The organism is Microbacterium sp. JZ37, from assembly GCF_035188445.1.
Lineage (GTDB): Bacteria > Actinomycetota > Actinomycetes > Actinomycetales > Microbacteriaceae > Microbacterium > Microbacterium barkeri.
In genome coordinates, this window is sequence record NZ_CP045253.1 from 2,213,756 (window position 1) to 2,240,267 (window position 26,512).

Annotated in this window: 25 protein-coding genes; 7 read left to right on the forward strand and 18 right to left on the reverse strand. The window is 71.0% G+C overall.

Going from position 1 to position 26,512, the window contains the following annotated elements; all coding sequences use genetic code 11:
• Positions 1-13: 13 nt before the first annotated feature.
• The 4 genes from GC092_RS10230 to GC092_RS10245 form a co-directional block, all read right to left on the reverse strand.
• Positions 14-613 carry a cell division protein FtsL gene (locus tag GC092_RS10230; RefSeq protein WP_271173271.1) on the reverse strand — a complete coding sequence of 200 codons (600 nt, stop codon included), beginning with the start codon at positions 611-613 and terminating at the stop codon, positions 14-16.
• Positions 610-1,563, reverse strand: coding sequence for a 16S rRNA (cytosine(1402)-N(4))-methyltransferase RsmH (gene rsmH / locus GC092_RS10235; protein WP_324011770.1), 954 nt, complete (start codon positions 1,561-1,563; stop codon positions 610-612). Before rsmH ends, GC092_RS10230 begins: the two co-directional genes overlap by 4 nt.
• A gap of 97 nt (positions 1,564-1,660) precedes the next feature.
• Positions 1,661-2,092: a division/cell wall cluster transcriptional repressor MraZ gene (gene mraZ / locus GC092_RS10240; protein ID WP_271173273.1), complete on the reverse strand. Its 432-nt coding sequence runs from the start codon at positions 2,090-2,092 to the stop codon at positions 1,661-1,663.
• Between the two features lie 251 nt (positions 2,093-2,343).
• Entirely contained in the window at positions 2,344-2,730 is a 387-nt protein-coding gene (locus tag GC092_RS10245; protein ID WP_271173274.1) for a DUF3040 domain-containing protein, read from the reverse strand.
• A 64-nt stretch (positions 2,731-2,794) separates the two neighbouring features.
• On the opposite strand from GC092_RS10245, the gene GC092_RS10250 reads away from it, so the two are divergent.
• A complete protein-coding gene (locus GC092_RS10250) occupies positions 2,795-3,877 on the forward strand; it encodes a polyprenyl synthetase family protein (RefSeq protein WP_324011771.1) in 1,083 nt (360 codons plus the stop codon).
• 1 nt (position 3,878) lies between these two features.
• Here GC092_RS10250 and GC092_RS10255 read toward each other — a convergent pair whose 3' ends face one another.
• Complete coding sequence (locus tag GC092_RS10255; protein ID WP_324011772.1) at positions 3,879-4,229, reverse strand: Rv2175c family DNA-binding protein; 351 nt, start codon at positions 4,227-4,229, stop codon at positions 3,879-3,881.
• A 232-nt stretch (positions 4,230-4,461) separates the two neighbouring features.
• On the opposite strand from GC092_RS10255, the gene GC092_RS10260 reads away from it, so the two are divergent.
• Both GC092_RS10260 and pknB read left to right on the forward strand, forming a co-directional pair.
• Entirely contained in the window at positions 4,462-5,742 is a 1,281-nt protein-coding gene (locus GC092_RS10260; RefSeq protein WP_282979130.1) for a LysM peptidoglycan-binding domain-containing protein, read from the forward strand.
• A gap of 95 nt (positions 5,743-5,837) precedes the next feature.
• Positions 5,838-7,811 (forward strand): Stk1 family PASTA domain-containing Ser/Thr kinase, encoded by a 1,974-nt coding sequence (pknB, locus tag GC092_RS10265; protein WP_271173278.1) that lies wholly within the window; start codon positions 5,838-5,840, stop codon positions 7,809-7,811.
• Positions 7,812-7,977: 166 nt separating this feature from the next.
• Here pknB and GC092_RS10270 read toward each other — a convergent pair whose 3' ends face one another.
• Together GC092_RS10270 and GC092_RS10275 are read right to left on the reverse strand one after the other, a co-directional pair.
• On the reverse strand, positions 7,978-9,315 hold the full coding sequence (locus GC092_RS10270; RefSeq protein WP_271173279.1) for a class II 3-deoxy-7-phosphoheptulonate synthase: 1,338 nt from the start codon (positions 9,313-9,315) through the stop codon (positions 7,978-7,980).
• A gap of 58 nt (positions 9,316-9,373) precedes the next feature.
• A complete protein-coding gene (locus GC092_RS10275) occupies positions 9,374-10,057 on the reverse strand; it encodes a lysophospholipid acyltransferase family protein (protein ID WP_324011774.1) in 684 nt (227 codons plus the stop codon).
• Positions 10,058-10,134: 77 nt separating this feature from the next.
• Here GC092_RS10275 and GC092_RS10280 point away from each other — a divergent pair, with 77 nt between their 5' ends.
• Complete coding sequence (locus GC092_RS10280) at positions 10,135-12,015, forward strand: AMP-dependent synthetase/ligase (RefSeq protein ID WP_416383267.1); 1,881 nt, start codon at positions 10,135-10,137, stop codon at positions 12,013-12,015.
• A gap of 54 nt (positions 12,016-12,069) precedes the next feature.
• On the opposite strand, the gene GC092_RS10285 is transcribed toward GC092_RS10280, so the two are convergent.
• From GC092_RS10285 to GC092_RS10295, 3 genes are read right to left on the reverse strand one after another with little or no spacing between them, the layout of a single operon-like run.
• Entirely contained in the window at positions 12,070-12,564 is a 495-nt protein-coding gene (locus tag GC092_RS10285) for a peptide deformylase (RefSeq protein ID WP_282979135.1), read from the reverse strand.
• The gene (locus GC092_RS10290) at positions 12,561-14,606 is read right to left on the reverse strand and encodes a nucleotide-binding protein (protein ID WP_324011778.1); all 2,046 of its coding nucleotides are present in this window, start codon (positions 14,604-14,606) and stop codon (positions 12,561-12,563) included. Before GC092_RS10290 ends, GC092_RS10285 begins: the two co-directional genes overlap by 4 nt.
• A gap of 44 nt (positions 14,607-14,650) precedes the next feature.
• A complete protein-coding gene (locus GC092_RS10295) occupies positions 14,651-18,058 on the reverse strand; it encodes a pyruvate carboxylase (protein ID WP_324011780.1) in 3,408 nt (1,135 codons plus the stop codon).
• A 91-nt stretch (positions 18,059-18,149) separates the two neighbouring features.
• Here GC092_RS10295 and GC092_RS10300 point away from each other — a divergent pair, with 91 nt between their 5' ends.
• Positions 18,150-18,968 (forward strand): ParA family protein, encoded by an 819-nt coding sequence (locus GC092_RS10300; protein ID WP_271173285.1) that lies wholly within the window; start codon positions 18,150-18,152, stop codon positions 18,966-18,968.
• Positions 18,969-19,291: 323 nt separating this feature from the next.
• Here the strand turns inward: GC092_RS10300 and GC092_RS10305 are convergent, their stop codons facing one another.
• The 3 genes from GC092_RS10305 to GC092_RS10315 all read right to left on the reverse strand — a co-directional run bounded on the left by GC092_RS10305 (position 19,292) and on the right by GC092_RS10315 (position 21,110).
• Entirely contained in the window at positions 19,292-19,831 is a 540-nt protein-coding gene (locus tag GC092_RS10305; protein ID WP_271173286.1) for a MerR family transcriptional regulator, read from the reverse strand.
• A gap of 131 nt (positions 19,832-19,962) precedes the next feature.
• The gene (locus tag GC092_RS10310; RefSeq protein ID WP_324011787.1) at positions 19,963-20,643 is read right to left on the reverse strand and encodes a transcriptional regulator FtsR; all 681 of its coding nucleotides are present in this window, start codon (positions 20,641-20,643) and stop codon (positions 19,963-19,965) included.
• Positions 20,643-21,110 (reverse strand): FHA domain-containing protein, encoded by a 468-nt coding sequence (locus GC092_RS10315; RefSeq protein ID WP_271173288.1) that lies wholly within the window; start codon positions 21,108-21,110, stop codon positions 20,643-20,645. The genes GC092_RS10310 and GC092_RS10315 overlap by 1 nt, the downstream gene beginning before the upstream one ends.
• Before the next feature lie 149 nt (positions 21,111-21,259).
• On the opposite strand from GC092_RS10315, the gene GC092_RS10320 reads away from it, so the two are divergent.
• Positions 21,260-21,919 (forward strand): copper resistance CopC family protein, encoded by a 660-nt coding sequence (locus GC092_RS10320; RefSeq protein ID WP_271173289.1) that lies wholly within the window; start codon positions 21,260-21,262, stop codon positions 21,917-21,919.
• Between the two features lie 63 nt (positions 21,920-21,982).
• A complete protein-coding gene (gene lpdA, locus GC092_RS10325) occupies positions 21,983-23,380 on the forward strand; it encodes a dihydrolipoyl dehydrogenase (protein ID WP_282979141.1) in 1,398 nt (465 codons plus the stop codon).
• 185 nt (positions 23,381-23,565) lie between these two features.
• Here the strand turns inward: lpdA and GC092_RS10330 are convergent, their stop codons facing one another.
• The 5 genes from GC092_RS10330 to smpB are packed head-to-tail and all read right to left on the reverse strand — an operon-like array spanning position 23,566 to position 26,502.
• Positions 23,566-24,174: a CYTH domain-containing protein gene (locus tag GC092_RS10330; protein WP_324011789.1), complete on the reverse strand. Its 609-nt coding sequence runs from the start codon at positions 24,172-24,174 to the stop codon at positions 23,566-23,568.
• Between the two features lies 1 nt (position 24,175).
• On the reverse strand, positions 24,176-24,418 hold the full coding sequence (locus GC092_RS10335; RefSeq protein WP_282979143.1) for a response regulator: 243 nt from the start codon (positions 24,416-24,418) through the stop codon (positions 24,176-24,178).
• 4 nt (positions 24,419-24,422) lie between these two features.
• Positions 24,423-25,457: a YihY/virulence factor BrkB family protein gene (locus tag GC092_RS10340; RefSeq protein ID WP_282979144.1), complete on the reverse strand. Its 1,035-nt coding sequence runs from the start codon at positions 25,455-25,457 to the stop codon at positions 24,423-24,425.
• A 47-nt stretch (positions 25,458-25,504) separates the two neighbouring features.
• Positions 25,505-25,975 carry a prepilin peptidase gene (locus GC092_RS10345; RefSeq protein ID WP_271173294.1) on the reverse strand — a complete coding sequence of 157 codons (471 nt, stop codon included), beginning with the start codon at positions 25,973-25,975 and terminating at the stop codon, positions 25,505-25,507.
• Positions 25,976-26,025: 50 nt separating this feature from the next.
• Complete coding sequence (gene smpB / locus GC092_RS10350) at positions 26,026-26,502, reverse strand: SsrA-binding protein SmpB (RefSeq protein ID WP_271173295.1); 477 nt, start codon at positions 26,500-26,502, stop codon at positions 26,026-26,028.
• Positions 26,503-26,512: the final 10 nt, after the last annotated feature.

The window sequence follows — 26,512 nt, forward strand, 5'->3', positions numbered from 1 at the left end:
TCGGCGGGTCGGATCAGTGGGTCGTGGGGCTCGGCAGGCCGTCGGTCACGGCAGGCGGCAGCTGCGGCTGCTCCTCCTGAGCCCTCTCGTCGCTCTTCTCCGTCTGGCTCGAGGGTGCCTCATCCGCCGACTCCTCGGCGGAGCCCGACTGCGTGTCGGCGAGGAACGCGTTGCCGACCGCTCCGCGGCCCGCCGCATCGACGGCCGAGGCGGAGCCCGCCGCGGCGCCGCCGCCGATCACGGCTCCGTCGCTCAGACGCAGGTAGCTGGGCGCCGCGTCGATGACCATGCCGAGCGACGCGGCCTGCTCGGCCAGGTGCTGCGGCGAGCTGAGGCCCGCGACCTCGTCGTAGAGCGCCTGCGTCTCGAGCGTCAGCTCGCGCTGCTGCGCGTCGAGCGCCGCGATCTCGAAGGTGCTCTGCGTCGTCATGACCGACAGCGCCATCTGCGCGACCGCGATGAGCACGGCGCCGACCACCGCGACGACGGCGTACGCCAGCTTCGGGCGTCTGCGGCGGGCGGGGGCCTCGACCGGGCGGAGGTCGGGGCGGCGCTTCTCGACGGGCCGCCGGGCGGGCGGCGCGAGCACGGAGCTCTGGGTGGCAAGGCTCATGGCACATCCCTCACTCGTTCGATGGCGCGCAGGCGCACCGGCTTGGCACGGGGGTTCGACTCCGCCTCGGCGTCGCTCGCGAGCTCGGCGCCGCGGACGAGGAGGCGGAACTCGGCGGCGTGCTCGGGCATCTCCATCGGGAGGCCGGCCGGCGCCTTCGACTTGACGGCCTCCGCGAACAGCCGCTTGACGAAGCGGTCCTCGAGCGACTGGTACGACAGCACGACCATCCGTCCGCCCACCGCGAGCGACGCGAGCGCGGCCGGAATCGCCCGCTCGAGCGCGGCGAGCTCGCCGTTCACCTCGATCCGCAGCGCCTGGAAGACGCGCTTCGCGGGGTGCCCGGCGTTCTTGAGCGCCGACGGCGTCGCGTCCTGGAGGATGTCGACCAGCCGTCCCGAGCGCTCGATGGGGGCCTCTGCCCGCGCGGCGATGATCGCGCGGGCGTAGCGCCCGGCGAGCTTCTCCTCGCCGTACCGCTCGAAGATGCGGCGCAGGTCGCCCTCGCCGTACGTCGCGATGACGTCGGCTGCCGTCATCCCGCCCGTGGGATCCATCCGCATGTCGAGCGGAGCGTCCTGGGCGTAGGCGAAGCCGCGCTCGGCCTCGTCGAGCTGGAGCGACGAGACGCCGAGGTCGTAGAGGATGCCGTCGGCGCGGGGGAAGCCCGCGGAGTCGAGCGCCGCCCGGATGCCGTCGTACACCGTGTGGACGAGCGTCGTCCGGTCGGCGAAGCGCGCGAGCCGCTCCCCCGCGATGCGCAGCGCATCAGGGTCGCGGTCGAGGCCGACGAGTCGGATCCCCGGGAAGCGCTCGAGGAACGCCTCCGAGTGGCCGCCCATGCCGAGGGTGCCGTCGACGTACACGGCGCCATCGCGCTCGAGCGCGGGGCCGAGCAGCTCGACGCACCGCTCCAGCAGCACCGGGGTGTGGATGTCGCGGATGCCCATGTCGTCTCCCTCATCCGTCCCCGGCTCTGATTCCCAACCGCTCGACCTGCCGCCGGGGAAGTGGCTTCAGGGCTGCGGGTGGGGATCACAACCGGGGTCAGAACAGTCCGGGGATCACCTCCTCCTCCAGTTCGGAGTAGCTCTCTTCATTGCTCTCGAGGTACGCGTTCCACGCACCCGCGTCCCAGATCTCGGCGTGCGACCCGACGCCCGTGACGACGAGCTCCTTCTCCAGGCCCGCGTAGGTGCGCAGGTGGGACGGGATGGTGATCCGGTTCTGACCGTCGGGGGTCTCGGCACTCGCACCGGACAGGAACATGCGCATGAAATCGCGCGCCTGCTTGTTCGTGAGCGGAGCCTCGCGGATCCGCTCGTGCACCCGCTCGAACTCCGCCGTGCTGAACACGTACAGGCAGCGCTCCTGTCCGCGCGTCACGACGATCCCGCCGGCGAGCTCCTCGCGGAACTTCGCGGGGAGGATGACGCGGCCCTTGTCGTCGAGCTTGGGGGTATGCGTGCCCAACAGCATCGGCCATCACACCCCCCTTCGTTCCGGCCAACTCAGGTGCGCCCCACTTTACTCCACTTCCCTCCACTGTCCAGGGAGATCTGCGCATTCTCAGGAATGCGGCGCGTCGGAGTGCCGCGTGATCTCAAGGGAGAACGCGGTGGAGGAGAGTGGAGGCCAAGTGGAGGGTCGGTGGAGCGGATGACGATCGCCGGGCACAGAAAAAGCGCCGACCCGAAGGTCGGCGCTTCTCGTGTGGAGGTCGGTGGGGCTCAGCGGCCCTGCTGGCGGCGGTCCCATCGATCGTTCATGCGGTCCATGAAGGAGGCACCCTGCATCGGCTTGCCGGGCACGGTGCCCGTGCGCGGGAGACCCTGCGCGTCGTCGCCCTTGGCCGGCGTGGTGGCGAGCACGACCCCGCCGACCATCGCGGCGAAGCCCGCGACCCCGAGTCCTATGCCGAGAGCCAGGATGCTGTTCCACAGGGCGATGCCCGCGATCACGGCGGCGAGGCCGACGAGCACGAGGATGGCCCCGTAGATGAGATTGCGATAGCTGAGCGCACGGCTCGCCGAAGCGCTCACGACGTCGGCGTCGTTCTGCATGAGATGGCGTTCCATCTCGTCCAGCAGGCGCTGCTCCTGTTCGGAGAGTGGCATGGTGTCCCCCTCGGGTGAAACTGACGATCATTCTATCGCCGCGTGTCCTCACTAGGCTAGGCCTGTGGCGCCTCCTCTCCCCCTGATCGAGACGATCTCCCAGCGACTGGAGAGCTTCTCGACAGTGCAGCACCAGGCCGCTCGCGAGCACGGCCCCGAGGCCGAGGGATTCGTCGCCAGCGCGACGGCCGCGCTCGTCGGCGGGAAGCGCCTCCGCGGGCGGTTCTGCGCGACGGGATGGCGCGCGGTGCGCGGGGCGGACGCCGCCCTCCCGAGCAGCGTCGTCGACGCGTGCGCGGCGCTCGAGGTGTTCCAGGCCGCCGCGCTCGTGCACGACGACCTCATCGACAACTCCGACACGCGCCGAGGGCGGCCCTCCGCCCACCGCGCGCTCGAGTCGTGGCACCGCGACGCCGGCTGGGCCGGGGATGCGGCCGCGTTCGGGCGATCCGGCTCGGTCCTGCTGGGAGACCTGCTCCTGTCATGGAGCGCCGACCTCTTCGACGCCGCGCTGGAGGGGCTCGACACGGCCCCAGGCCGCGCGCGGTCCGAGTACGCGCGGATGCGCCGCGAGGTGATGATCGGGCAGTTCCTCGATGTCGCCGAGGAGTCGGCCTGGCCGCGCACACCCGACGCGCAGCACGCCGATCGCGCCCTCCGCATCGCCTCCCTGAAGTCGGCCCGATACAGCGTGCAGCAGCCCCTCGTCATCGGCGCGGCCCTCGCGGGCGGCTCGGACGCGCAGCTCGCGGCGCTCGCGGCCTTCGGCCATCCGCTCGGGCTCGCGTTCCAGCTGCGCGATGACGTGCTCGGCGTGTTCGGCGACGCGGACGAGACCGGCAAGCCCGCCGGCGACGACCTCCGCGAGGGGAAGCGCACCCTGCTCATCGCGTACGCGCGCGAGCGGGCGACCGCAGACATCCGCGCGCGGATCGACGCGCTCGTCGGCGACCCCGATCTCGGCGATGCCGAGATCGCCTTCCTCCGCGAGCAGATCGTCGGCAGCGGAGCGCTCGAGCGCGTCGAGGAGCGCATCGCCGCGTACGCCGATGAGGCCGTCGCGGCCCTGGCATCCGCGCCCATCGACGCCGATGCGGTCGTCGACCTGCGTCAGCTGCTCGACGCGGCCACCCAGCGCACCGCGTGAGTCACGCGAGCGTCTGAGCGACCCGGCGCACCTCGCTCTTGCGCCCCGCGAGCAGCGCCGTGATCGGCGCGACGCCGATCGTGTCATCCGTCGTGAGCAGCCAGTCGATCGCCTCGTCGTCGCTGAAGCCGGCGTCCGCGAGGACGATCACGGTGCCCCGGAGCGAGGACAGCGGATGGCCGTCCACGATGAAGACGGAGGGCACCTTGATCGGCCCCTCGCGCCGCGAGCCGATGAGCGCGCGCTCATCGAGCAGCCGGCGGATGCGCCCCTGCGGCTCGCCGAGGATCTCGACGAGCTCGGGAATGGTCAGCCAGTCGGTGGGAACGGTCGAGGAGGTCTCCGCAGTCACGTCATCAGTTTCTCATCTCCTCGACGGGCGACGCCGCTCGGGCGACACCGCGACACAAATCACATCAGTCACATCCGTCCCGTTGACACCCCGGGCACCACCGGTCACTTCCGGTGACACCAATTGACTTCGTAACACTTCCGTGACAACGTTTCTCGAGTCCGATCGTTGGGGGTTCAACGTGCATCGACCGACTCCGCGCCGCAGGCGCGACCTGTTCACCACCGTTCCCATGGCTGTCACCGGCGCCATCGCCGTGACCCTGGGAGCTCCTGCCGCTGCCGTCGCCGCGGAGCCGAAGCCGCGGGACGGCATGCGCCATCTGCCGTCGGCGTTCGGCCACGTGCAGGGCAGCCTCGCGGTCGCCGCCGGCACGGCGCCGAAGCAGCCGATGGCCGCCGCTGCGCAGATCACGGTGCGCGCTGCCGCCGCTGTCGCGACGAGCTACACGGTCGAGTCGGGAGACACGATCACCGGGATCGCCATCCGCCATGGCCTGCGCACCGTCGACCTGCTGACCTGGAACGGCCTCAGCTGGTCGAGCACGATCTACCCGGGCCAGAAGCTCACGCTGGCCGCGCGCGCCGCGGCGCCTGCGCAGACCGAGGCGAAGCCCTCGATCGAGGCGTCCGCCACGACGAAGAGCCACACGGTCGCGGCGGGCGACACGGTCTGGTCGATCGCGCAGAAGCACGGCACGTCGGTCGACCGCATCATCTCGCTCAACAAGCTCGGCGCGGACGCGATGATCTTCCCCGGGCAGAAGCTCCTCGTCGCGAGCAACGCCGTCGCGCCCCAGGCCGAGGCGAAGCAGCAGGAGTCGGCGCCCGAGGCACCCCAGGCGCCCGCCGTCCCCGAATCCCCCGCCGACGAGACCTACATCGTCCAGGCCGGCGACACCCTCTGGAGCATCGCGCAGGAGCACGGTGTGAGCGTGAGCGAGCTCCTCGCGGAGAACGGTCTCAACGGGTCGAGCATCATCTACCCCGGGCAGAAGATCGTCATCCCGCGCGCCGACGCGAAGCCGGCGCCGCAGGGCGAGGAGAAGAAGGAGGAGTCCGCTCCCCCGTCGATCTACGACTCGCCGCAGGATCAGCTCACCTCGTCGCTCAACGCGCCGCAGACCGAGAACGCGCAGATGATCATCCGCATCGGACGCGAGCTCGGCATCCCGGACAAGGGCATCGCGATCGCGCTGGCGACCGCCATGGTCGAGTCCTCGCTGCGCAACGTCAGCTGGGGCGACCGCGACTCGCTGGGCCTGTTCCAGCAGCGCCCGAGCACGGGCTGGGGCACCGAGGAGCAGATCCTCGACCGCGACTACTCCATCCGGGTCTTCTACGGCGGCGCGGGCGACCCGAACGGGCACACGACGCGCGGCCTGCGCGACATCCCCGGCTGGGAGAGCATGGAGTTCGGCGAGGCAGCCCAGACCGTCCAGATCTCGGCGTTCCCCGACCGGTACCGCCGCTGGGAGCAGCAGGCCTACAGCTGGCTGGCCCAGCTCGGCTGATCCGCGCGGAGGCGCGCGGGATCGTCATCGACCTGTGACCGGCGCCGGGCGCGCCGGTCACAGGCGTCTCAGGGGCCCTTTCGTAGAATTCAACGGTGTCCATGAGTCAGCAGGTCGATCCCCTCATCGGGCGGCTTGTCGACGACAGATACCGCGTCCGCGCCCGCATCGCGCGCGGTGGGATGGCCACCGTCTACGTGGCCACGGACCTCCGCCTTGAGCGCCGCGTCGCGCTCAAGGTGATGCACAGTCATCTGAGCGACGACAGCGTCTTCCAGAGCCGCTTCATCCAGGAGGCGCGCACCGCGGCCCGCCTGTCCGACCCGCACGTGGTCAACGTCTTCGACCAGGGCCAGGACGGCGAGCTCGCGTACCTCGTGATGGAGTACCTGCCCGGGATCACGCTGCGCGAGCTGCTCAAGGAGCAGCGCCGGCTCACGGTGACGCAGACGATCACGATCATGGACGCCGTGCTCGCCGGGCTGTCCGCCGCGCATCGCGCGGGACTCATCCACCGCGACGTCAAGCCCGAGAACGTGCTCCTCGCGGAGGACGGCCGCATCAAGATCGGCGACTTCGGCCTGGCGCGCGCGACGTCCGCGAACACCGCGACCGGCCAGCAGCTTCTGGGCACGATCGCCTATCTCGCACCCGAGCTCGTGACGCGCGGGACCGCCGACACCCGCAGCGACATCTACGCCCTCGGCATCATGCTGTACGAGATGCTCGCAGGCGAGCAGCCGTACAAGGGCGAGCAGCCCATGCAGATCGCGTACCAGCACGCGACGGAGTCGGTGCCGCGACCGAGCGTGAAGAACCCCGGCGTGCCCGAGCAGCTCGACGAGCTCGTGCTGTGGGCGACCGAGAAGGAGCCGGACGAGCGTCCGTCCGACGCGCAGCAGATGCTCGAACGGCTGCGCGAGATCGAGCGCGAGCTCGGCGTCACTCCCCTGCCGACGCGCACGGCCGCGGCCAGCAGGTTCCCCGAGGAGCTTCCTGACGAGGGCGAGCAGACGGGCGGCCAGACGAAGGTCATGCCCGAGGCGGCGACCTCGGTGCTCCCGCCGTCGCTGACGAGCACGGGCCCGCAGGAGGACGCCGACAACGCCGCGGTCCTCCGCCGACGGGCGAAGCGCCGACGCGCGCGCGGCGTGTGGCTGATCGTGCTGACGCTCCTGCTCGCGGGAGGCGCGGCGGGCGCCGGATGGTGGTGGGGCTCGGGTCCGGGATCGTACGTCGCCGTTCCGGATCTCGACGGGCTGACCTACGCCGAGGCGGAGAGCACGCTCGCGGGGCTCGAGCTCGACGCGCAGGAGCGCACGGAGAACACGCTCGACGTGCCCGCCGGCGAGGTCATCCGCACCGACCCCTCGGAGGGCGCGCGCGTCGACAGGGACACGGTCGTCACGGTGGTGACGTCGGCGGGTCCCGCCAGCGCCGAGCTCGGCCAGCTCGCGGGTCTGAGCGCCGACGAGGTGCGCGGACTGCTCGAGGACAGTCGGATCTCGGTGGCCGAGGACGACGTGCCGCTCTTCGCCGAGGAGGCGGAGGGGACGGTCCTCGGGGTGAGCATCACTCCGGCGGCCGGGGGCGACCCGGTCGACTGCGCAGCCGGCTGCTCGGTGCACCAGGGCGACGCGGCGCAGCTGACCGTCTCCCTCGGAGAGCTGCCCAACGTCGTCGGGATGAGCTCCGAGGAGGCCGCGGCGACCCTCGACGCCGTCGGTGTGAAGACCGAGGTCGTGTCACAGGAGTACCACGACACGGTGCCCGAAGGGCACGTGATCTACTTCCTCGAGCGGTCCGAGCCGGGCAGCTGGCGCCCCGGCGACACGGTGCGTCTCGTCACCTCGCTCGGCCCGCAGCTTTTCGAGGTTCCGGACGTCGTCGGCATGACGCGTGACGAGGCGAAGGCCGAGCTCGAGGCCGCCGGCTTCGCCTACTCGTACAACGGACTGTGGGATGCCGTGGTCGACGAGTTCACCGAGGTCGTGTCGATGAGCCCCGAGGGCGGCTCGCAGCAGCGTGCCGGCACGACGATCACGCTGACGATCACCGGCTCGTTCTAGCTGCGCGCGTTCGTTCCCCTGCGCCATCCGCCGTCACCGGAATCGGATGCACGCGCCTGGTGTGCGCGTGTCGACCCCACCCGCACACACCCGCCCCACCGATCCGATTCCCGGAACCGGTGCGGCACCATCCCCCGTCACTCGAATGGGGCCGATGCCGCGCAGGTCAGCGCTTCTCGAGCTCCTCGGCCACGAGGAAGGCGAGCTCGAGCGACTGCATGTGGTTGAGGCGCGGGTCGCACAGGGACTCGTAGCGGGTCGCGAGGGTCGCCTCGTCGATCTGCTCGGATCCGCCGAGGCACTCGGTGACGTCGTCGCCCGTGAGCTCGACGTGGATGCCGCCCGGGAACGTGCCCGCCGCGCGGTGCGCCTCGAAGAAGCCGCGGACCTCGTCGACGACGTCGTCGAAGCGACGCGTCTTGTACCCGGTCGGGGTCGTGATGCCGTTGCCGTGCATCGGGTCGGTGACCCAGAGCGGCTGCGCGCCGGAGGCCTTGACGGCCTCGAGCAGCGGGGGCAGCGCGTCGCGGATCTTGCCGGCGCCCATCCGGGTGATGAAGGTGAGGCGACCGGGCTCCCGCTCGGGGTCGAGCTTGTCGATGAGCGCGAGCGCGGTGTCGGTCGAGGTCGTCGGACCGAGCTTGACGCCGATGGGGTTGCGGATGTGCGAGAAGTACTCGACGTGCGCGCCGTCGAGCTCGCGCGTGCGCTCGCCGATCCACTGGAAGTGGCTCGACGTGTTGTAGATCTCCCCCGTGCGCGAGTCGATGCGCGTGAGCGGACGCTCGTAGTCCATGAGCAGGCCCTCGTGCCCCGTGTAGAACTCGACGCGGCGCAGCTCGTCGAAGTCCGCGCCGCACGCGTCCATGAAGCGGATGGCGCGGTCGATCTCGGCGGCGAGACGCTCGTATCGCTTGTTGGCGGGGTTCTCCGCGAAGCCCTTGTTCCACGAGTGCACCTCGCGGAGATCGGCGAAGCCGCCCTGCGTGAACGCGCGGATGAGGTTCAGCGTCGAAGCCGACGTGTGGTACGCCTGCAGGAGGCGCTGCGGGTCGGCCTCACGCGAGGCCGCGGTGAAGTCGTAGCCGTTGACGATCTCGCCGCGGAACGCGGGGAGGGTGATGTCGCCGCGCGTCTCGGTGTCGCTCGAGCGGGGCTTGGCGAACTGGCCGGCCATCCGCCCCATCTTGACGACGGGCATCGAGGCCCCGTACGTGAGGACGACGGCCATCTGCAGCACGGTCTTGACGCGGTTGCGGATCTTGTCGGCCGTGGCGCCCGCGAACGTCTCGGCGCAGTCGCCGCCCTGGAGGAGGAACGCCCGGCCCGCGGCCGCGTCGGCCAGACGCGCCTTGAGGGTATCGACCTCGCCGGCGAAGACGAGCGGCGGGAGCGTGCTGAGCTCGGCGGCGACCTCGGCGACCGCCGCCGCGTCGGGATACACCGGCTGCTGCTTGATCGGCAGGGACTTCCAGGCGTCGAGTGCATCCAGCGTTCGGGGCATTGTCCGATGTTATCGCGGGACAGCGGCCCCTCCGTTCACGGCGGATGGCCGGCGGATGTCAGCTGGCGGCGAGGCGGTTCTTGACCGTCGACGCGTACTCGTCGCTGTACTCCTGGCCGCCGAGCCGCTGAAGCGCGACCATGATCTCGTCGGTCACGGAGCGCAGGACGTAGCGGTCGCCCTCCATGCCCGCGTAGCGGGAGAAGTCGAGCGGCTCGCCGATCACAACGCCCACGCGCATGACGCGCGGGAGGGTCTGCCCGATCGGCATCATCGTGCCGGTGTCGACCATGATGACGGGGATGACCGGCACCTTCGCCTCGAGCGCCATCCGCGCGATGCCCGTGCGGCCCCGGTAGAGCTTGCCGTCGGGGCTGCGTGTGCCCTCGGGGTAGATGCCGAGCAGGTCGCCTCGGCCGATGACCTGGAGAGCCGTGTTGAGCGCCGCCTCCGAGGCGGGCCCGCCCGACCGGTCGAGGGCGATCTGCCCTGTGCCCTTCATGAACCACTTCGTGGCCCAGCCCTTGAGGCCGCGACCCGTGAAGTACTCCGCCTTCGCGAGGAAGGACACGGGACGATCGAGCATGAGCGGAAGGAAGACCGAGTCGATGACCGACAGGTGGTTGCTCGCGAGGATGGCCGCGCCCGTCGTCGGGACGTTCTCGCGTCCGGTGACCCACGGGCGGTAGATGGCCTTCACGATCGGACCGACGAAGACGTACTTCATGAGCCAGTAGAACAAGGTCAGCTCCCACTGTCGGAATCGGTCGCCTGGAAGTCTAGCCTTGTAGGAACCGTGCACGCGCGAGGGTCGGGCGCATGCCCCGGCATATACTCGCAGCATCCGCAGCCGGTACCGAAGGAGATGCCGTGATCGAGACATCGACGCCCGCAATCGTCCCCGCCGATCCGTCGGCGAACGTCGCCGACCTCCTCGTCGAGCGGGTGTCGGAGACCCCCGATCGGGCACTGTTCGCGGTCCCCGACGGCTCAGGCGGATGGCGCGACGTCTCGGCCCGCACGTTCCACGAGCAGGTGGTCGCCCTCGCGAAGGGCTTCGTCGCCGCGGGCGTGCAACCCGGCGACAAGGTCGCCTTCCTCGCGCGCACGACCTACGAGTGGTCGGTCGTCGACTTCGCTCTCTTCTTCGCGGGCGCCGTCATGGTGCCGGTCTACGAGACGAGCTCGCCCGCCCAGATCCAGTGGATCCTCTCCGACTCGGGTGCGACCGCCCTCATGGTCGAGAGCGCCGACCACGCAGCGCGCTTCGAGGAGGTCCGCGGCGAGCTCCCGCTCGTGCGCGAGCTGTGGCGGATGGATCAGGACGCCATCGCGACGCTCACGGCGGCGGGCGCGTCGGTCGAGGATGCCGAGATCGAGCGGCGACGTCAGCTCGCGAACGGCGACGACATCGCCACCCTCATCTACACGTCCGGGTCGACCGGGCGCCCCAAGGGATGCGTGATCACGCACGCGAACTTCGTCGAGCTCTGCCGCAACTCGGCGAAGGCGATGACCGAGATCGTGCACCAGCCCGGCGCCTCGACGGTGCTCTTCATCACGACCGCGCACGTGTTCGCCCGGTTCATCTCGCTGCTGTGCGTCCACTCGGGCGTCAAGACCGGCCACCAGCCCGACACGAAGCAGCTCGTCGCGGCGCTCGGCTCCTTCAAGCCGACGTTCCTCCTCGCGGTGCCCCGCGTCTTCGAGAAGGTCTACAACTCGGCCGAGCAGAAGACCGAGTCCGAGGGCAAGGGCCGGATCTTCCGCGCCGCGGCGAAGGTCGCCGTCGAGCACTCCCGTCGCGTGCAGGACGGCGAGAAGATCGGGCTCGGGCTGCGCGTGCAGTTCGCGCTCTTCGACCGCCTCGTCTACGCGAAGCTCCGCGCGCTCATGGGCGGGAACGTCCGCTACGCGATCTCCGGCTCGGCGCCCCTCGGCGCCCGGCTCGGGCACTTCTTCCACAGCCTCGGCATCACCATCCTCGAGGGGTACGGCCTCACCGAGACGACCGCTCCGGCGACCGTGAACCTCCCGTCCAAGTCGAAGATCGGCTCGGTCGGCCCTGCGCTCCCCGGCGTCGGCGTGCGCATCGCGGACGACGGCGAGGTGCAGGTGCGCGGAATCAACGTCTTCCGCGAGTACTGGCGGAACCCCGAGGCGACCGAGGCCGCCTTCGACGGCGAGTGGTTCCGCACCGGCGACATCGGCGCGCTCGACGACGACGGCTACCTCACGATCACGGGGCGCAAGAAGGAGATCATCGTGACCGCGGGCGGCAAGAACGTCGCCCCGGCCGCGCTCGAGGACCCGATCCGCGCGAACCCGATCGTCAGCCAGGTCGTCGTGGTGGGCGACCAGAAGCCGTTCATCGCGGCGCTCGTCACGCTCGACCCCGAGATGCTGCCGGCCTGGCTCGCGACGCACGGCGAGTCGTCCGACCTCACGCTCAAGCAGGCGGCGCAGAATGCGACGGTGCGCGCCGAGATCCAGCGGGCGATCGACGAGGCGAACACGCGCGTCTCTCGCGCCGAGTCCATCCGCAAGTTCACCGTGCTCGGCACGGAGTGGACGGAGGCGACCGGCCATCTGACGCCCAAGATGTCGATCAAGCGCGCGGAGATCCTGCGCGACTTCGCGAAGGACATCGAGGCGATCTACGAGGCGCCCATCCAGACGACGAACATCCCGATGGGGTGAGCAGGCATGAGTGAGGGGGACGGCCGCCGGCCGTCCCCCTCACTCATGCCCTGCCTAGGTGAGCCAGATCTTCTCCCGCACCTCGCGCATGGCGGCCTTGCGGTCGTCCGCCGAGAGGCGCTTGAGGTAGAGCATGCCATCGAGGTGATCGGTCTCGTGCTGCAGCATCTGCGCGAAGAGGCCCTCCCCCTCGAGCACGACGCGCGCGCCGTCGAGGTCGATGCCCTCCGCCCGTGCGTACGGGTGGCGCAGGGCGTCGTGCCAGAGGCCCGGCACCGACAGGCATCCCTCTCCGGTCGGGACGGGCTCGCCGCGCACCTCGACGATCCGCGGGTTGAGGATGTACCCGATGTCGCCGTCGATGTTGTAGCTGAACGCACGGAGCCCGACGCCGATCTGCGGCGCCGCGACCCCGGCCCTGCCCGGCAGCTTCACCGTCTCGATGAGGTCGTCGACGAGCGCGCGGACGCCGTCGTCGATGTGCTCGATCTCGGCGCACCGCTGAGCGAGGACGGGGTCGCCGATGATCCGGATGTCGCGGACGGTCACTTCTCCTCCTGCGCCGGCTGCCGCAGTCCCTCGACGACGCGCGCGGCGAGCTCGCGCGCGGCGTCGCGGGTGGCAGGAGCGAGCTCGCCGTACGCGATGGCGCTGCCCGTCGCGAGCTGCGGGTCGTACGGGATGCGGACGACAGCGCGCACACGGCTGCGGAAATGCGCGTCGAGCTCGTCGAGGCGCACGAGCGGAGCACCCGGAGTCGACTGGTTCAGCACGACGACCGCAGAGCGCACCTGATCGGCGAAGCCGTTCGACTCGAGCCACGTGAGCGTCTCGCTCGCGAGGCGCGCCTCGTCGACACTGAGCCCCGCGACCACGACGATCTGGTCGGCGAGGTCGAGCGTCGCGCCCATGACGGAGTGCACGATGCCCGTGCCCGTGTCGGTGAGCACGATCGAGTAGTAGTGCGCGGCGACGTCGGCGACGTCGCGGTAGTCCTGATCGCTGAACGCCTCCGACACGTGCGGATCGGTGTCCGACGCGAGCACGTCGAGGCGGGTCTCGTCGCGGACGACGTGACTCGACATGTCCGCGTAGCCGTGCACGGCGTCGCGGTTGCGCACGAGGTCGCGGACGGTCTTCCCGGTCGTCCGCGCGATGCGCTCGGCGAGCGTGCCGCGGTCGGGGTTCGCGTCGACGGCGATCACGCGGTCGTCGCGGGCATCGGCGAGCGCCATGCCGAGGAGTGCCGTGACGGTCGTCTTGCCGACGCCGCCCTTCCGGCTGAGCACGGGGACGAAGCGCGCCGCGCCGCTCAGCGGAGCGGCGATGCGCCGCGAGAGCTCCTTGCGCTCGCGCGTCCGCCGGCTGTCGCCGAGGTTGATGAGGTGTCCCGACAGGCGGTAGACGAGCTGCCGCCACGGCCCCTCGGGCTCGGGACGGTGGATGGCGCCCGTATCGAGGAGCCGGTCGGCCGTGAGCACATCCGCGCTCTCCCGTGCGGCGTTCTCGCTCACCTCCCCCGCCCGACGAGAGAAGGTCTCACGCGGCTTGCGGACGGGCTCGGGCGACGACTCGGGCGCGGCCTTCGCCTGCTCGATGAACGACGGACGCGTGATCGGCGGCGCGGGCTTCGCGTTCTCGGTGGATTCGGACATGTCCTCTTCTCTCGCATCGGCGACGGCGCCATCGGGCGCGGTCTCTCCGACGTGCTCGGCCGGCTCTTCCTCGTCTCGGGCGGAAGCGGCCGCGGGGCGCAGGAAGGAGTCGTAACCCGGCGGGAGCGTCTCCTCGCGCACGACGGGACGGCGCTCGCGCGGCTCGGTGTGCGGGGCGCTCTGCGCGTCGTCCGACGCCGCGGCGGTGTCGGCCTCTGCTTCGTCGGCCTCGATGGCGATGTCGGACTCGACCTCGGTCGGCTCGTCGGCCTGGTCGTCGGGCTCGTCGTCGGGCTCGATGTCGTCCGCCGCGGCGGGCTGGTCGTCAGGCTCGACGTCTTCCTCGTGGAGGCCCGCTTCCTCTGCCTCGGCTGCGGCAGCGGTGAGGTCGTCGTCCGGCTCGAGCTCCTCCACCTGGGCGTCGGGCTCCTGGGCTCCAGGCTCGTGGACCTCGGGCTCCTCGGCCTCGGGCTCGAGCACCTCGACGTCGTCCACCTCGACGTCGTCGGCTTCGAGCGCAGCCGCGCCATCCGCGTCGAGCTCCTCCGCGCCATCCGCCTCGTCGGCGTGCGCGCCGTCCGACTCCGCGCCATCCGCCTCGGCGTCGTCCTCGACGGTCTCTGCGGGCGTGGACTCACGGGCGGCGGCGACGGTCTCCTCGTCGAGCTCGCCCGTGATGACCTCGAGGTCGTCGTCGGGCTCGTCGGCTGGGAGCTCGATGACGATCCCGCCGCGGCGCACGTCGCCGCCCGGGATGTCATCGTCGACGACGTCGTCATCCGGGTCTTCGATGGTCTGCGGCAGCACGACGCGCACCTGTGCCGTGTGCGTGCCGAGGATGCCGATCGCCGTCGTGTCGATGCCGGTGTCCTCGAGGACTCCGTGGTCCTCGGGCTCTTCCTCTGGCCGTCCGCTGCGATCCGAACTCACTGTCATGTCTCCCCAAGCGGGGCGCGACACACGTCGCGCCCCGCTCAAGGTTACTGGGCGGGCGTGACGACGACCAAAAGGTCGCCCGCCTCCACCTGCTGCGTGGCCGCGATCGCGATCCGCTCGACGACGCCGTCGACGGGCGCCGTGATGGCGGCCTCCATCTTCATCGCCTCGATCGAGGCGACCGGCTGCCCGGCGGCCACGCGGTCGCCCGGCTCCACCTTGACCGTGACCACGCCGGAGAACGGCGCGGCCACCTGCCCCGGCCTGCTCGTGTCGGCCTTCTCGGCCTCGTGCGCCTCGACCTGGATGCTGCGGTCGCGCGCCGAGACCGGGCGGAGCTGGCCGTTCAGGGTCGTCATGACCGACCGGATGCCCTTGTCGTCGGCCGCGCCGATCGACTCGAGCCCCGCGTAGAGCTGCACGCCCTTCTCGAGCGTGATGACGTGCTCGCGACCCGGGGTCAGCCCGTAGAGGTAGTCGGCCGTGTCGAGGACGGACAGGTCGCCGTAGGTCTCGCGCATCTCCTGGAAGACCTTCGTCGGCTGCGGGAAGAGCAGGCGGTTCAGCGTCGCGCGTCGCGTGGCCGAGTCGCCGTCCAGAGCCGCCTGGTCGTCGGCGCTGATCGGCGTGACGCCGGTCTTCACCTCGCGCCCGGCGAGCACCTTCGTGCGGAACGGCTCGGGCCATCCGCCCGGCAGGTCGCCGAGCTCACCGGCCATGAACCCGACAACCGAGTCGGGCACGTCGTACTTGCCGGGGTTCTCGGCGAAGTCGGCGGGATCGGCGCGGACCGCCGCGAGGTGGAGCGCGAGGTCACCCACGACCTTCGACGACGGGGTGACCTTGGGAACGCGCCCGAGGATCTCGTTCGCCGCGGCGTACATGTCCTCGATGAGCTCGAAGTCGTCGGCGAGACCGAGCGCGATCGCCTGCTGACGCAGGTTCGACAGCTGTCCGCCCGGGATCTCGTGCGCGTAGACGCGCCCGGTGGGCCCGGCGAGGCCCGATTCGAACGGCTTGTACAGGTGACGGACGGCCTCCCAGTACGGCTCGAGGTCGGACACGGCCTGCAGGTCGAGCCCCGTGTCGCGATCGGTGTGCGCGAGGGCGGCGACGAGCGACGACAGCGACGGCTGGCTCGTCGTGCCGGCCATGGTCGCCGCCGCGGCGTCGACCGCATCGGCGCCCGCGGCACTCGCCGCGAGCAGCGTCGCGAGCTGGCCGCCGGGGGTGTCGTGCGTGTGCACGTGCACGGGCAGGTCGAAGCGCTCGCGGAACGCCGAGACGAGCTTCGCCGCGGCGGCGGGTCGCAGGAGGCCCGCCATGTCCTTGATCGCGAGCACATGCGCGCCCGCGTCCGCGATCTGCTCGGCGAGTCGGAGGTAGTAGTCGAGCGTGTAGAGATCCTCGGCGGGGTTCAGCAGGTCGCCCGTGTAGCAGACGGCGACCTCGGCGACCGTCGTGCCGGTCTCGAGCACCGCATCGATCGCGGGGCGCATCTGGGACACGTCGTTGAGCGCGTCGAAGATGCGGAAGATGTCGATCCCGGTCGCCGCGGCCTCGCGCACGAAGGCATCGGTCACCTCGGTCGGATACGGCGTGTACCCGACCGTGTTGCGACCGCGCAGCAGCATCTGGATGGCGACGTTCGGCAGCGCCTCGCGCAGCCGTGCGAGACGCTCCCACGGGTCCTCGGCGAGGAAGCGCAGCGCGACATCGTAGGTCGCACCGCCCCACGCCTCGACGGAGAGCAGCTGCGGAGTCAGACGCGCGACGTGCGGCGCCACGTTGAGGAGGTCCTTCGTGCGGACGCGCGTCGCGAGCAGCGACTGGTGCGCGTCGCGGAAGGTCGTCTCCGTGACGGCCAGGGCCTTCTGCTCGCGCAGCGCCTGGGCGAAGCCCGCAGGGCCGAGCTCGCGGAGCCGCTGGCGCGAGCCCGCGGCCGGCGCGGCCGACAGGTCGACGGCCGGCAGCTTCGAGCGCGGGTCGATCGAGAGCGGGTTCTCCCCGTGGGGCTTGTTGACGGTGACGTCGACCAGCCAGTTGAGGATCTTCGAGCCGCGGTCCTTCGAGGGCCGCCCTCGGACGAGCTCGGGGCGCTCGTCGATGAACGACGTCGAGAGGTCGCCCTCGATGAACGACGGGTCGTCGAGGACGGCCTGAAGGAACGGGATGTTCGTCGAGACGCCGCGGATGCGGAACTCCGCGAGCGCGCGGCGCGCGCGGCGGACGGCCGCGGTGTAGTCGCGTCCGCGGCACGTGAGCTTCGCGAGCATCGAGTCGAAGTGCGGGCTCACCTGGGCGCCGGCGGCCGTCGTGCCGCCGTCGAGGCGGATGCCCGCGCCGCCCGGCGACCGGTAGGTCGTGATCTTGCCGGTGTCGGGCCGGAATCCCTGTGCCGGGTCCTCGGTCGTGATGCGGCACTGGAGAGCCGCCCCGTGCAGGCGGATGTCGTCCTGCAGGAGCCCGATGTCGGCGAGCGTCTCGCCCGACGCGATGCGCATCTGCGCCTGGACGAGGTCGACATCCGTCACCTCCTCGGTCACGGTGTGCTCGACCTGGATGCGCGGGTTCATCTCGATGAAGACGACCTCGCCCGCGCGCGGCCCCGCGGTCTCGAGGAGGAACTCGACGGTCCCGGCGTTGACGTAGCCGATCGACCGCGCGAACGCGACCGCGTGGCGGTGGAGGTCGGAGCGCACCGCGTCGTCGAGGTTCGGCGCTGGCGCGATCTCGATCACCTTCTGATGGCGGCGCTGCACCGAGCAGTCCCGCTCGAACAGGTGGACGGTCTCCCCCGATGCGTCGGCGAGGACCTGCACCTCGACGTGACGCGGCCGGAGCACGGCCTGCTCGAGGAACATGCGCGGATCGCCGAAGGCGCTGTCGGCCTCGCGCATCGCCTCGGCGAGCGCGGGGGCGAGCTCCTCCTTCGACTCCACGCGGCGCATGCCGCGGCCGCCGCCGCCCGCGACGGCCTTCGCGAAGAGGGGGAATCCGATCTCGTCGGACTGGGCGACGAGCTCGTCCACGTCGTCGGACGCGGGCGTCGACCGGAGCACGGGAACGCCCGCCCGGATCGCGTGCTCCTTGGCGGTGACCTTGTTGCCGGCCATCTCGAGCACCTCGGCCGGCGGGCCGATGAACGCGATGCCGTGCGCGGCGGCCTTCGCCGCGAGGTCGGGGTTCTCGGAGAGGAACCCGTAGCCGGGGTAGATCGCGTCGGCGCCCGACTCGACCGCCACGCGGACGATCTCGTCGACGTCGAGGTAGGCGCGGACCGGATGGCCCTCCACGCCGATCTGGTACGCCTCATCCGCCTTCAGGCGATGGAGCGAGTTGCGATCCTCGTACGGGAAGACCGCGACCGTGCGCGCCCCCAGCTCGTACGCCGCGCGAAACGCGCGGATGGCGATCTCGCCACGGTTGGCCACGAGAACCTTCGAGAACATACGCCTCCTCGGCGACAGCTGGCACGGCGGAGCCCGGCACACCGACATCGCTGAGCTCGCCCCCAGCTTAGGGGAGGGTAGGTTAGACCACGTGCACGTACTCAGCGTCAGCTCTCTCAAGGGAGGCGTCGGCAAGACGACCGTGACCCTCGGGCTCGCCTCAGCGGCATTCTCGCGGGGCATCCGGACGCTCGTCGTCGACCTCGACCCCCAGTCCGACGTGTCGACGGGACTCGACATCCAGATCGCCGGCCACCTGAACGTGGCCGATGTTCTCGAGAACCCGAAGGAGAAGGTCGTCCGCCAGGCCATCACGGCGAGCGGATGGACGAAGGTGCACCCCGGCGTCATCGACGTGCTCATCGGGAGCCCGTCGGCGATCAACTACGACGGACCGCACCCGACGGTGCGCGACGTGTGGAAGCTCGAGGAGGCGCTCGCCTCGGTCGAGGCCGACTACGACCTCGTGCTCATCGACTGCGCTCCCTCGCTCAACGCGCTCACGCGCACGGCGTGGGCCGCGAGCGACCGCGTCGCCGTCATCACCGAGCCGGGGCTCTTCTCCGTCGCGGCCGCCGACCGCGCGCTGCGTGCGATCGAGGAGATCCGCCGTGGCCTCTCGCCGCGTCTCCAGCCGCTCGGCATCGTCGTGAACCGCGTGCGCCCCCAGTCGATCGAGCACCAGTTCCGCATCAAGGAGCTCCGCGACATGTTCGGCCCCCTCGTGCTGTCGCCGCAGCTGCCCGAGCGCACCTCGCTCCAGCAGGCCCAGGGCGCCGCGAAGCCGCTGCATGTGTGGCCGGGCGAATCGGCGCAGGAGCTGGCGCAGGACTTCGACCAGCTGCTCGACCGCATCGTGCGCGCCGGCCGCATCCCCGTCCCCGAGACGGGCCCCACCGCCGCGGAGTGAGCCTCCGGGCCATCCGCCCCCGGGGCGTTCCGGCCCCATTCGCTTGTCTCACCTGCGTTGGGTTGACGCTCGCCATTCTCACCTTCAGTGAGACACGCACTCACCTTGGTGAGGCAGGTACGTCGTGCTGACTCGACCCGTGTCTCACCCGGCGCGGGAAAGCACCCGCCATACCCACGCGAAGCGAGACACGCACCGCCCCACCCCGACCCGTGTCTCACCCGCCGCGGGAAAGCACCGGCCATACCCACCCGAAACGAGACACGGCGTGCGAAAGCCCCGACACCGCCGACGGATGGGTCGACGCGACCCGGGGAGGAGCGTCAGGCGGTGCGCTTCGAGCGGCGTGCAGCCAGCTCGTCGACCGGGTCCGGAGCGGTCGGGTCGAAGTCGACGAGCGTCGACTCGACCTCGCGCAGCACGCGCCCGACGGCGATGCCGAACACGCCCTGACCGCGGCTCACGAGGTCGATGACCTCGTCGTTCGAGGTGCAGAGGTAGACCGAGGCGCCATCGCTCATGAGCGTGGTCCCGGCGAGATCGCGGATGCCCGACGCGCGCAGCTGATCGACGGCGACCCGGATCTGCTGAAGCGAGATGCCCGTGTCGAGCAGGCGCTTCACGAGCTTGAGGACGAGGATGTCGCGGAAGCCGTACAGCCGCTGCGAGCCCGATCCCGAGGCGCTGCGGATGGTCGGCACGACGAGCTCGGTGCGCGCCCAGTAGTCGAGCTGCCGGTAGGTGATGCCCGCCGCTCGCGCCGCGACCGCACCGCGGTAGCCGGCTTCGGGGTCGAGCTGCGGCAGGCCGTCGGTGAAGAGAAGGTCGGCGGTGAAGCCGTCCGCTGCGGGATCCTCAGCCATCGTGATCCTTACTCCTCACGTTCGATTCCTGTCCACCGTATGGCAGGGATGGGGCCCCGGCAACGACATCCGCGTCGAGGCGGCGGCGTGTCGAGCGAAGCGTTATGAACGTTATAGAACGACGCCGCGGGTCACGGGAGGACGCGCTCGAGCGCCTGCCGCACGAAGATGCCGCGCACCTCGTCGAGACGCCGCGCGAGCTCGGGGCCGAGCTCACCGGCCCGCGCGCGCGAGCGCGCGTCCGTGCGCCGCAGGAGCGGGGTGAGCGCCTGATCGACGAGGTCGGCGTCCTTGTCTGCGCTCTGCTTCACGGCGCGGAGGTGACGCGGCTCGATGCCGTGCCGGTCGAGCGCGACGAACGCGCGCAGCAGCGCGACCGCGTGCTCGTCGTAGACGTCGGATGCCTGGATGAGCCCGATGCTGATCGCGTCGTTGAGCAGCTGCGGGGCCGCACCCGCTTCGGCGAGCAGGTCCGCGCGCGTGTAGGTGCGGGTCGTCGGATGGATCGAGGTCGGCAGCGCGAGCCTCTCGCCTCCGCTCGCATCGACCTCGTCGAGGTGATCGCGGATCACGCTGAGCGGGAGGTAGTGATCGCGCTGCAGCACGAGACCGAGACGCAGCCGCTCGACGTCCTGCGGGGAGAACTTGCGGTACCCCGACGGCGTCCGCTGCGGCGAGACGATCCCCTGCTCCTCGAGGTAGCGGAGCTTGCTCGAGGTGAGGTTGGGGAACTCGGGAGTGAGCTTGGCGAGCACCTGTCCGATGCTCAGCAGCGCCGCTGACGCGCTTCGCTCTGCGGCAGCGGCTGCCATCAGGCGCCCGCCCCCGCGATGTCTCGGGGGGAGGCGAAGAAGTTGAAGCGGAACTTGCCGATGCGCACCTCGGCGCCGTTGCGGAGCACCGCGCGATCGACGCGCTCTCCGTCGACATAGGTTCCGTTGAGCGAGCGCTGGTCGATGATCTCGAACACCGTCCGGTCGCGGGTGATCTCGGCGTGACGGCGCGAGACCGTGACGTCGTCGAGGAAGATGTCGGCCTCGGGATGCCGACCCGCGGTCGTCACGTCGGCGTCGAGGAGGTAGCGCGCGCCCGCGGTCGGGCCGGAGCGCACGAGGAGCAGCGCGGCTCCCGACGGGAGCGCCCCCACCGCCTCGAGCTCGGCGGTCGACAGCTCACCCGCGAACGGCACGAACGACAGGTCGGCGTCATGCCCGAACGTCTGGGTGACGTCACCTGCTCCGTCGTGGCCGCCCGCCGGCCGGTACTGCGCTTCTGTCACGCTCGACCTCCCTTTCGCTCCACCCTATCCGATCGCCGTCGATCGGATCGGCCCCTCCCAGGGGCCTGTGAGGGCACTCGCGAAAGTCTGCCCTGTGCACGACGCGAGCGGAAGATCCGTTCAGAATCGGCCGATAGCGTCGACGTGCCATGACTGCTCTCCACGCCTCCGCACGCACCCGCCGTCCGTCCCGCCGTCTTGCCGCCGCAGCGCTCGTCGCGGCCGCGATCCTCGCGCCGCAGCTGATGCCATCCGCCGCGTCGGCGCACGACGCGCTCGTCAGCACGTCGCCCGCCGACGGCGAGACCGTGCAGACCCTCCCCGACGCGATCACCCTCACATTCAGCGGCGCTCTCCTCGAGGGCGCGCCGCAGGCGGTGTTCGTCACGGACGCGTCGTGCCCCGGGATCGCCGAGGCCGAGCCGGGCAGCATCGCGATCGACCGCGCGTCGTGCCGGGACTACGCGGCCGGCGACGCCGTGGCGGACGGCCCGCTCCTCACGCAGCAGCTCGACGTCGCCGGGGCGCCCGCCGGCGAGTACACGGTCATCGCGAGCGTCACCTACGGCGACTCGCACAGCGAGGACAAGATCTTCCGGTTCACGACGACCGAGGCCGCGCCGGGCGGGGCTTCCGAGGCGCCGAGCGCCGAACCGGCGGAGACGCCCGCAGCGGAGGACACGGCCGCCCCGACCGAGACGTCGGAGGATGCCGCGTCTCCCCTCCCCTGGATCCTCGGGGGCATCGGCGCGGTGGTCGCCCTGTCGCTCGTCGCCGTCCTCGTCGGCCGCGCACGCCGGTCCTCCTGAGCCGCCCCGGGCATCCGCCCGCCCGCGCGCTCAGGTCCCTCCCGCACAGATAGGCTTGATCCCATGGCTCACTACGACGTCGTCATCCTCGGCGCGGGCCCCGGCGGCTACGTCGCCGCCGTCCGCAGCGCCCAGCTCGGTCTCACGACCGCCATCATCGAAGAGAAGTACTGGGGCGGTGTCTGCCTCAACGTCGGCTGCATCCCCTCGAAGGCGCTCCTGAAGAACGCCGAGATCGCCCACACCTTCACCCACAAGGCCGACCTGTTCGGCATCTCGGGCGACGTGCACTTCGACTTCGGCGCGGCGTTCGACCGCAGCCGCAAGGTCGCGGAGACGCACGTCAAGGGCATCCACTTCCTCATGAAGAAGAACAAGGTCACCGAGTACGAGGGCCGCGGCACCTTCACGGGACCCAAGGCGATCTCGGTCGCCAAGTCGGATGGCTCGACCGAGGAGGTCACGTTCGACAACGTGATCATCGCCACCGGCTCGACCGTGCGCCTCCTCCCCGGCGTCCAGCTGAGCGACAACGTCGTGACGTACGAGGAGCAGATCCTCACGCGCGAGCTGCCCGAGTCGATCGTCATCGTCGGCGCCGGCGCCATCGGCATGGAGTTCGCCTACGTCCTGTCGAACTACGGCGTCAAGGTCACGATCATCGAGTTCCTCGACCGCGCGCTCCCGAACGAGGACGCGGAGGTCTCGAAGGAGATCCAGAAGCAGTACAAGAAGTACGGCATCGACATCCTCACCTCGACCGCCGTCAAGACCGTCACCGACAACGGCTCGTCCGTGCACGTCACGTACGAGTCGCGTGACGGCGTGGCCGGCGAGATCACGGCCGGCAAGGTGCTCATGTCGGTCGGCTTCGCGCCGAACGTCTCGGGCTTCGGCCTCGAGAACACGGGCGTCCAGCTCACCGACCGCGGCGCGATCGAGATCGACGAGTTCATGCGCACGAACGTCGAGGGCATCTACGCGATCGGCGACGTCACCGCCAAGCTCCAGCTCGCGCACGTCGCCGAGGCTCAGGCCGTCGTCGCGGCCGAGACGATCGGCAAGGCCGAGACGATGCCGCTCGGCGACTACCGCATGATGCCGCGCGCCACCTTCTGCTCGCCGCAGGTCGCCAGCTTCGGCCTCACGGAGGAGCAGGCGCGCGCCGAGGGCCGCGAGATCAAGGTCGCGAAGTTCCCGTTCAGCGCGAACGGCAAGGCGAACGGCCTCGGCGAGCCCGTCGGCTTCGTCAAGCTCATCGCGGATGCCGAGCACCTCGAGCTCATCGGCGCCCACCTCATCGGCCCCGACGTCTCGGAGCTCCTCCCCGAGCTCACGCTCGCGCAGAAGTGGGACATCACGGCGCTCGAGGCGGCCCGCAACGTGCACACGCACCCGACCCTCTCGGAGACGCTGCAGGAGGGCTTCCACGGCCTCCTCGGTCACTTCATCAACATGTAGGACTGAGCGCGCGCAGCGCGCCGCCTCCGGTCGTTGAGCGACGAGCGCCAGCGAGGAGACGAAACGACGTGAGCCGGCCCCGGGACGATCCCGGGGCCGGCTAACGTCATTTCGACTCGCTCCGCTCGCTCAATGACCGGGGTGGGTGGCGCCGCCCTCAGTGACCGGGGTGGGTGGCGCCGCCCTCAGTTCCCGAGGGCGCGGGCGAGCTTGGACGCGCTCGAGGCCGAGCGTGCGCCCGCTGCGGTCGCCGCGCGTGCCACCGCGTCGAAGAACGCGTCGCGGTCGGCCGGGGCGGCCGGTCCGAGCTCGATCTCCCACTCGTGCCATTCGCGGTCGACCCCCGCGCGGAGGTCAGCCGTGCGCACGTGGTCGTCCACGAACTCCGCGACGACGCCGCCGTCGGCGTCGAGCAGCTCGTACGCCGTGCGGTCGTTGACGATGCGCGCGAGCGGGCGCAGGGGCTCGGTCGTCCAGGCGGCGATCTCCGCGGCGACCGCATCCGGGATCTCCTCGGTGTCGCCCAGCGGCCATCCGAGCTCCGTGCGCGCGCCGTCGACGAGCGGGCCCTTGATGTGCCAGCCCGCGTCGGGCCCGCCGGTGCGGCGCCGCAGCGCGACGCCGGCGCGCGCGAGCGCGAGGTCGTCGGTGTCGAGGTAGAGGGCGTCGAGATGCCGCTCCTCGCCCTCCGTGGCCGACGCGACGCCGGGCACGGCCGTCCAGTCGGGCAGGGGCGTTCCAGGGTCGACGTCGAACTTCCGCTCGACCTCGACGAAGCGCGTGGGCTCGGTCATGTCAGCGCGAACCGCCCTCGTCCTCGTCGTCCTCGCCGTCCTGGACGAGGCTGTCCTCCTCCTCGACGAAGAGGAACGCGACCTCGGTCGGGCCGTCGCCCTCCCCCGTGTGCTGAGCCGCGCCCGAGCGGTGGTAGACGACCTGCGTCTCCGAATACGGGACGATCAGCTGCTCGAGATCGGGGCTGTCCAGGGGCAGGACCTGTCCGTCGAGGGGTCCTCCGTGCAGTCGTGCGATGGCCATGCCCTCACGATAGCCGCGCCGCGACGTGCTCGCGCTCTTCGCGCTCGGCCTTGCGCGCGAGCTCGAGAGCGTCTACGGCGAGCCGGACGTCGCGCTCGGCCATCCGCACGCGCCGCTGGGCGAACGTCTCGGCGCCGAACCGGGCGCTCACCCGCGCCTCCTGCTCCTCGACGCGGACGACGATGTACGTGCACGCGATGAGGATCACCTGCGCCGAGAGGTTGAACCACAGCAGCAGGGCGATGAGAGACCCGAACGACGCCAGGAACGGATTGCGGTCCGCCCCGCCGGCGAACAGACCGGACAGCTGCTGCAGGACGGTGAGGCCCGCGCCGCCCAGGAGCGCGCCCGTCCACAGCGCACGCGCCGGAGCGCGGACGCCGGACAGCAGGCGGAAGAGCCAGGCGATGATCACCGCGTCCAGCGCGAACGTCGTGGCGACCGTCGCGACGCGCGTGAGGATCTCGGCCCATCCGCCGCCGGAGAGCCCCAGCCATCCGAGCACCGTCTCGATGAACGTCGAGCCGAGGAACGTGAGCACGGCCGCTGCGAGGAACAGCACGCCCACCGACACCGCGAAGAGCAGGTCGCGCAGCAGCAGCCACACGACGAGGACCTCCTCGTGGGCGGTGCCCGCGATCATCCGGATGGCCGTGCGCATGTTGCCGATCGCGCCGATCGCCGCCCAGACGAGGGCGAGCGCCGAGACGACACTCAGCCAGACGCTGCCGCCGAGCGCGGCGCCGAGGCTGTCGGCGTCGATGATGCCGTCGCCGCTGCCGTTGCGCACGAGACCGGGGATGGCCGCGCTCACGGCGTCGATGAGAGCCTGCCAGAGGTCGCTGCGCGCGTTGAGCCAGAGCGCCGCGACCGCGAAGCCGAGCGCGACGGCCGCGAACACCGAGAACAGCGCCCGGAAGGTCACGGCCGCTGCGAGCAGCCCGCCCTGGTGCTCGGTGAAGAGGAGCACGGCGCGCACGATGCGCACGCGCAGCATCCGGGCGATGGCCGAGCGCACCCATCTCTCGATCGACGACATGCCTGCCACGTTACCGAGCGCCGCGCAGCCCGAGCGCCCCGCCGCGCTCAGGCGACGAGCAGCCCCGCCCAGGCGCCGAGGATCATCCACGGGCCGAACGGGATGCGCGCGTCGCGGTCGGCGCGCCGCGCGGCCAGGAGCGCGAGCGCCCAGGCGGCCCCGCCGACGAAGGCCGCGGCCGCGCCGACCGCGAGCACGGCCCATCCGTGCCAGGCGAGGAAGACGCCCACGAGCGCCGCGAGCTTGACGTCGCCGCCGCCCATCCCCTCGGGGTTCGCGACCCGCAGAGCGAGGTAGAAGGCGCCGAGCGCGAGTCCGCCGAGGAGGGCACGGGCCAGGGGCGCCGCATCTCCGAGCGATACGGCGTGCGCGGCGACGACGGCGAGGAGAGCGGCCGTCGAGGGCAGGACGATCCGATCGGGGAGCCGATGCTCATGGATGTCGACGCGCATGAGGATCACGCCGACGACGAGGAAGCCGCCGTATGCGACGGCGGCGAGAACCTCGGGAAGCGGCATCCCGTCAGGCTAGGGACGCCTGCGGGGGTGGCGCGGATGCCTGTGGAGAGTCACTCCCCCATGCGGTTGCGCATGCGCATCGCGCGCTCGGCCTCGCGCTTGTCCTGCCGCTCGCGGAGGGTCTGGCGCTTGTCGAACTCGCGCTTGCCCTTCGCGACGCCGATCTCGACCTTCGCGCGGCCGTCGAGGAAGTAGAGGCGCAGCGGCACGAGCGTGTACCCGCCCGCCGAGACCTGGTGGCTGAGCTTCACGATCTCGTCGCGGTGCAGGAGCAGCTTGCGGGTCCGCTTGGACGCGTGGTTCGTCCAGGTGCCCTGCGAGTACTCCGGGATGTGCACGGCGTCGAGCCAGGCCTCGCCGCGATCGATGTACGCGTAGCCGTCGCTGAGGTTCGCGCGCCCCTGGCGCAGCGACTTCACCTCGGTTCCGGTGAGCACGAGGCCCGCCTCATAGGTCTTCTCGATGGTGTACTCGTGGCGGGCGCGACGATTCGTCGCCACCACCTTCTCACCCTGTTCCCGGGGCATGCGCTCACCT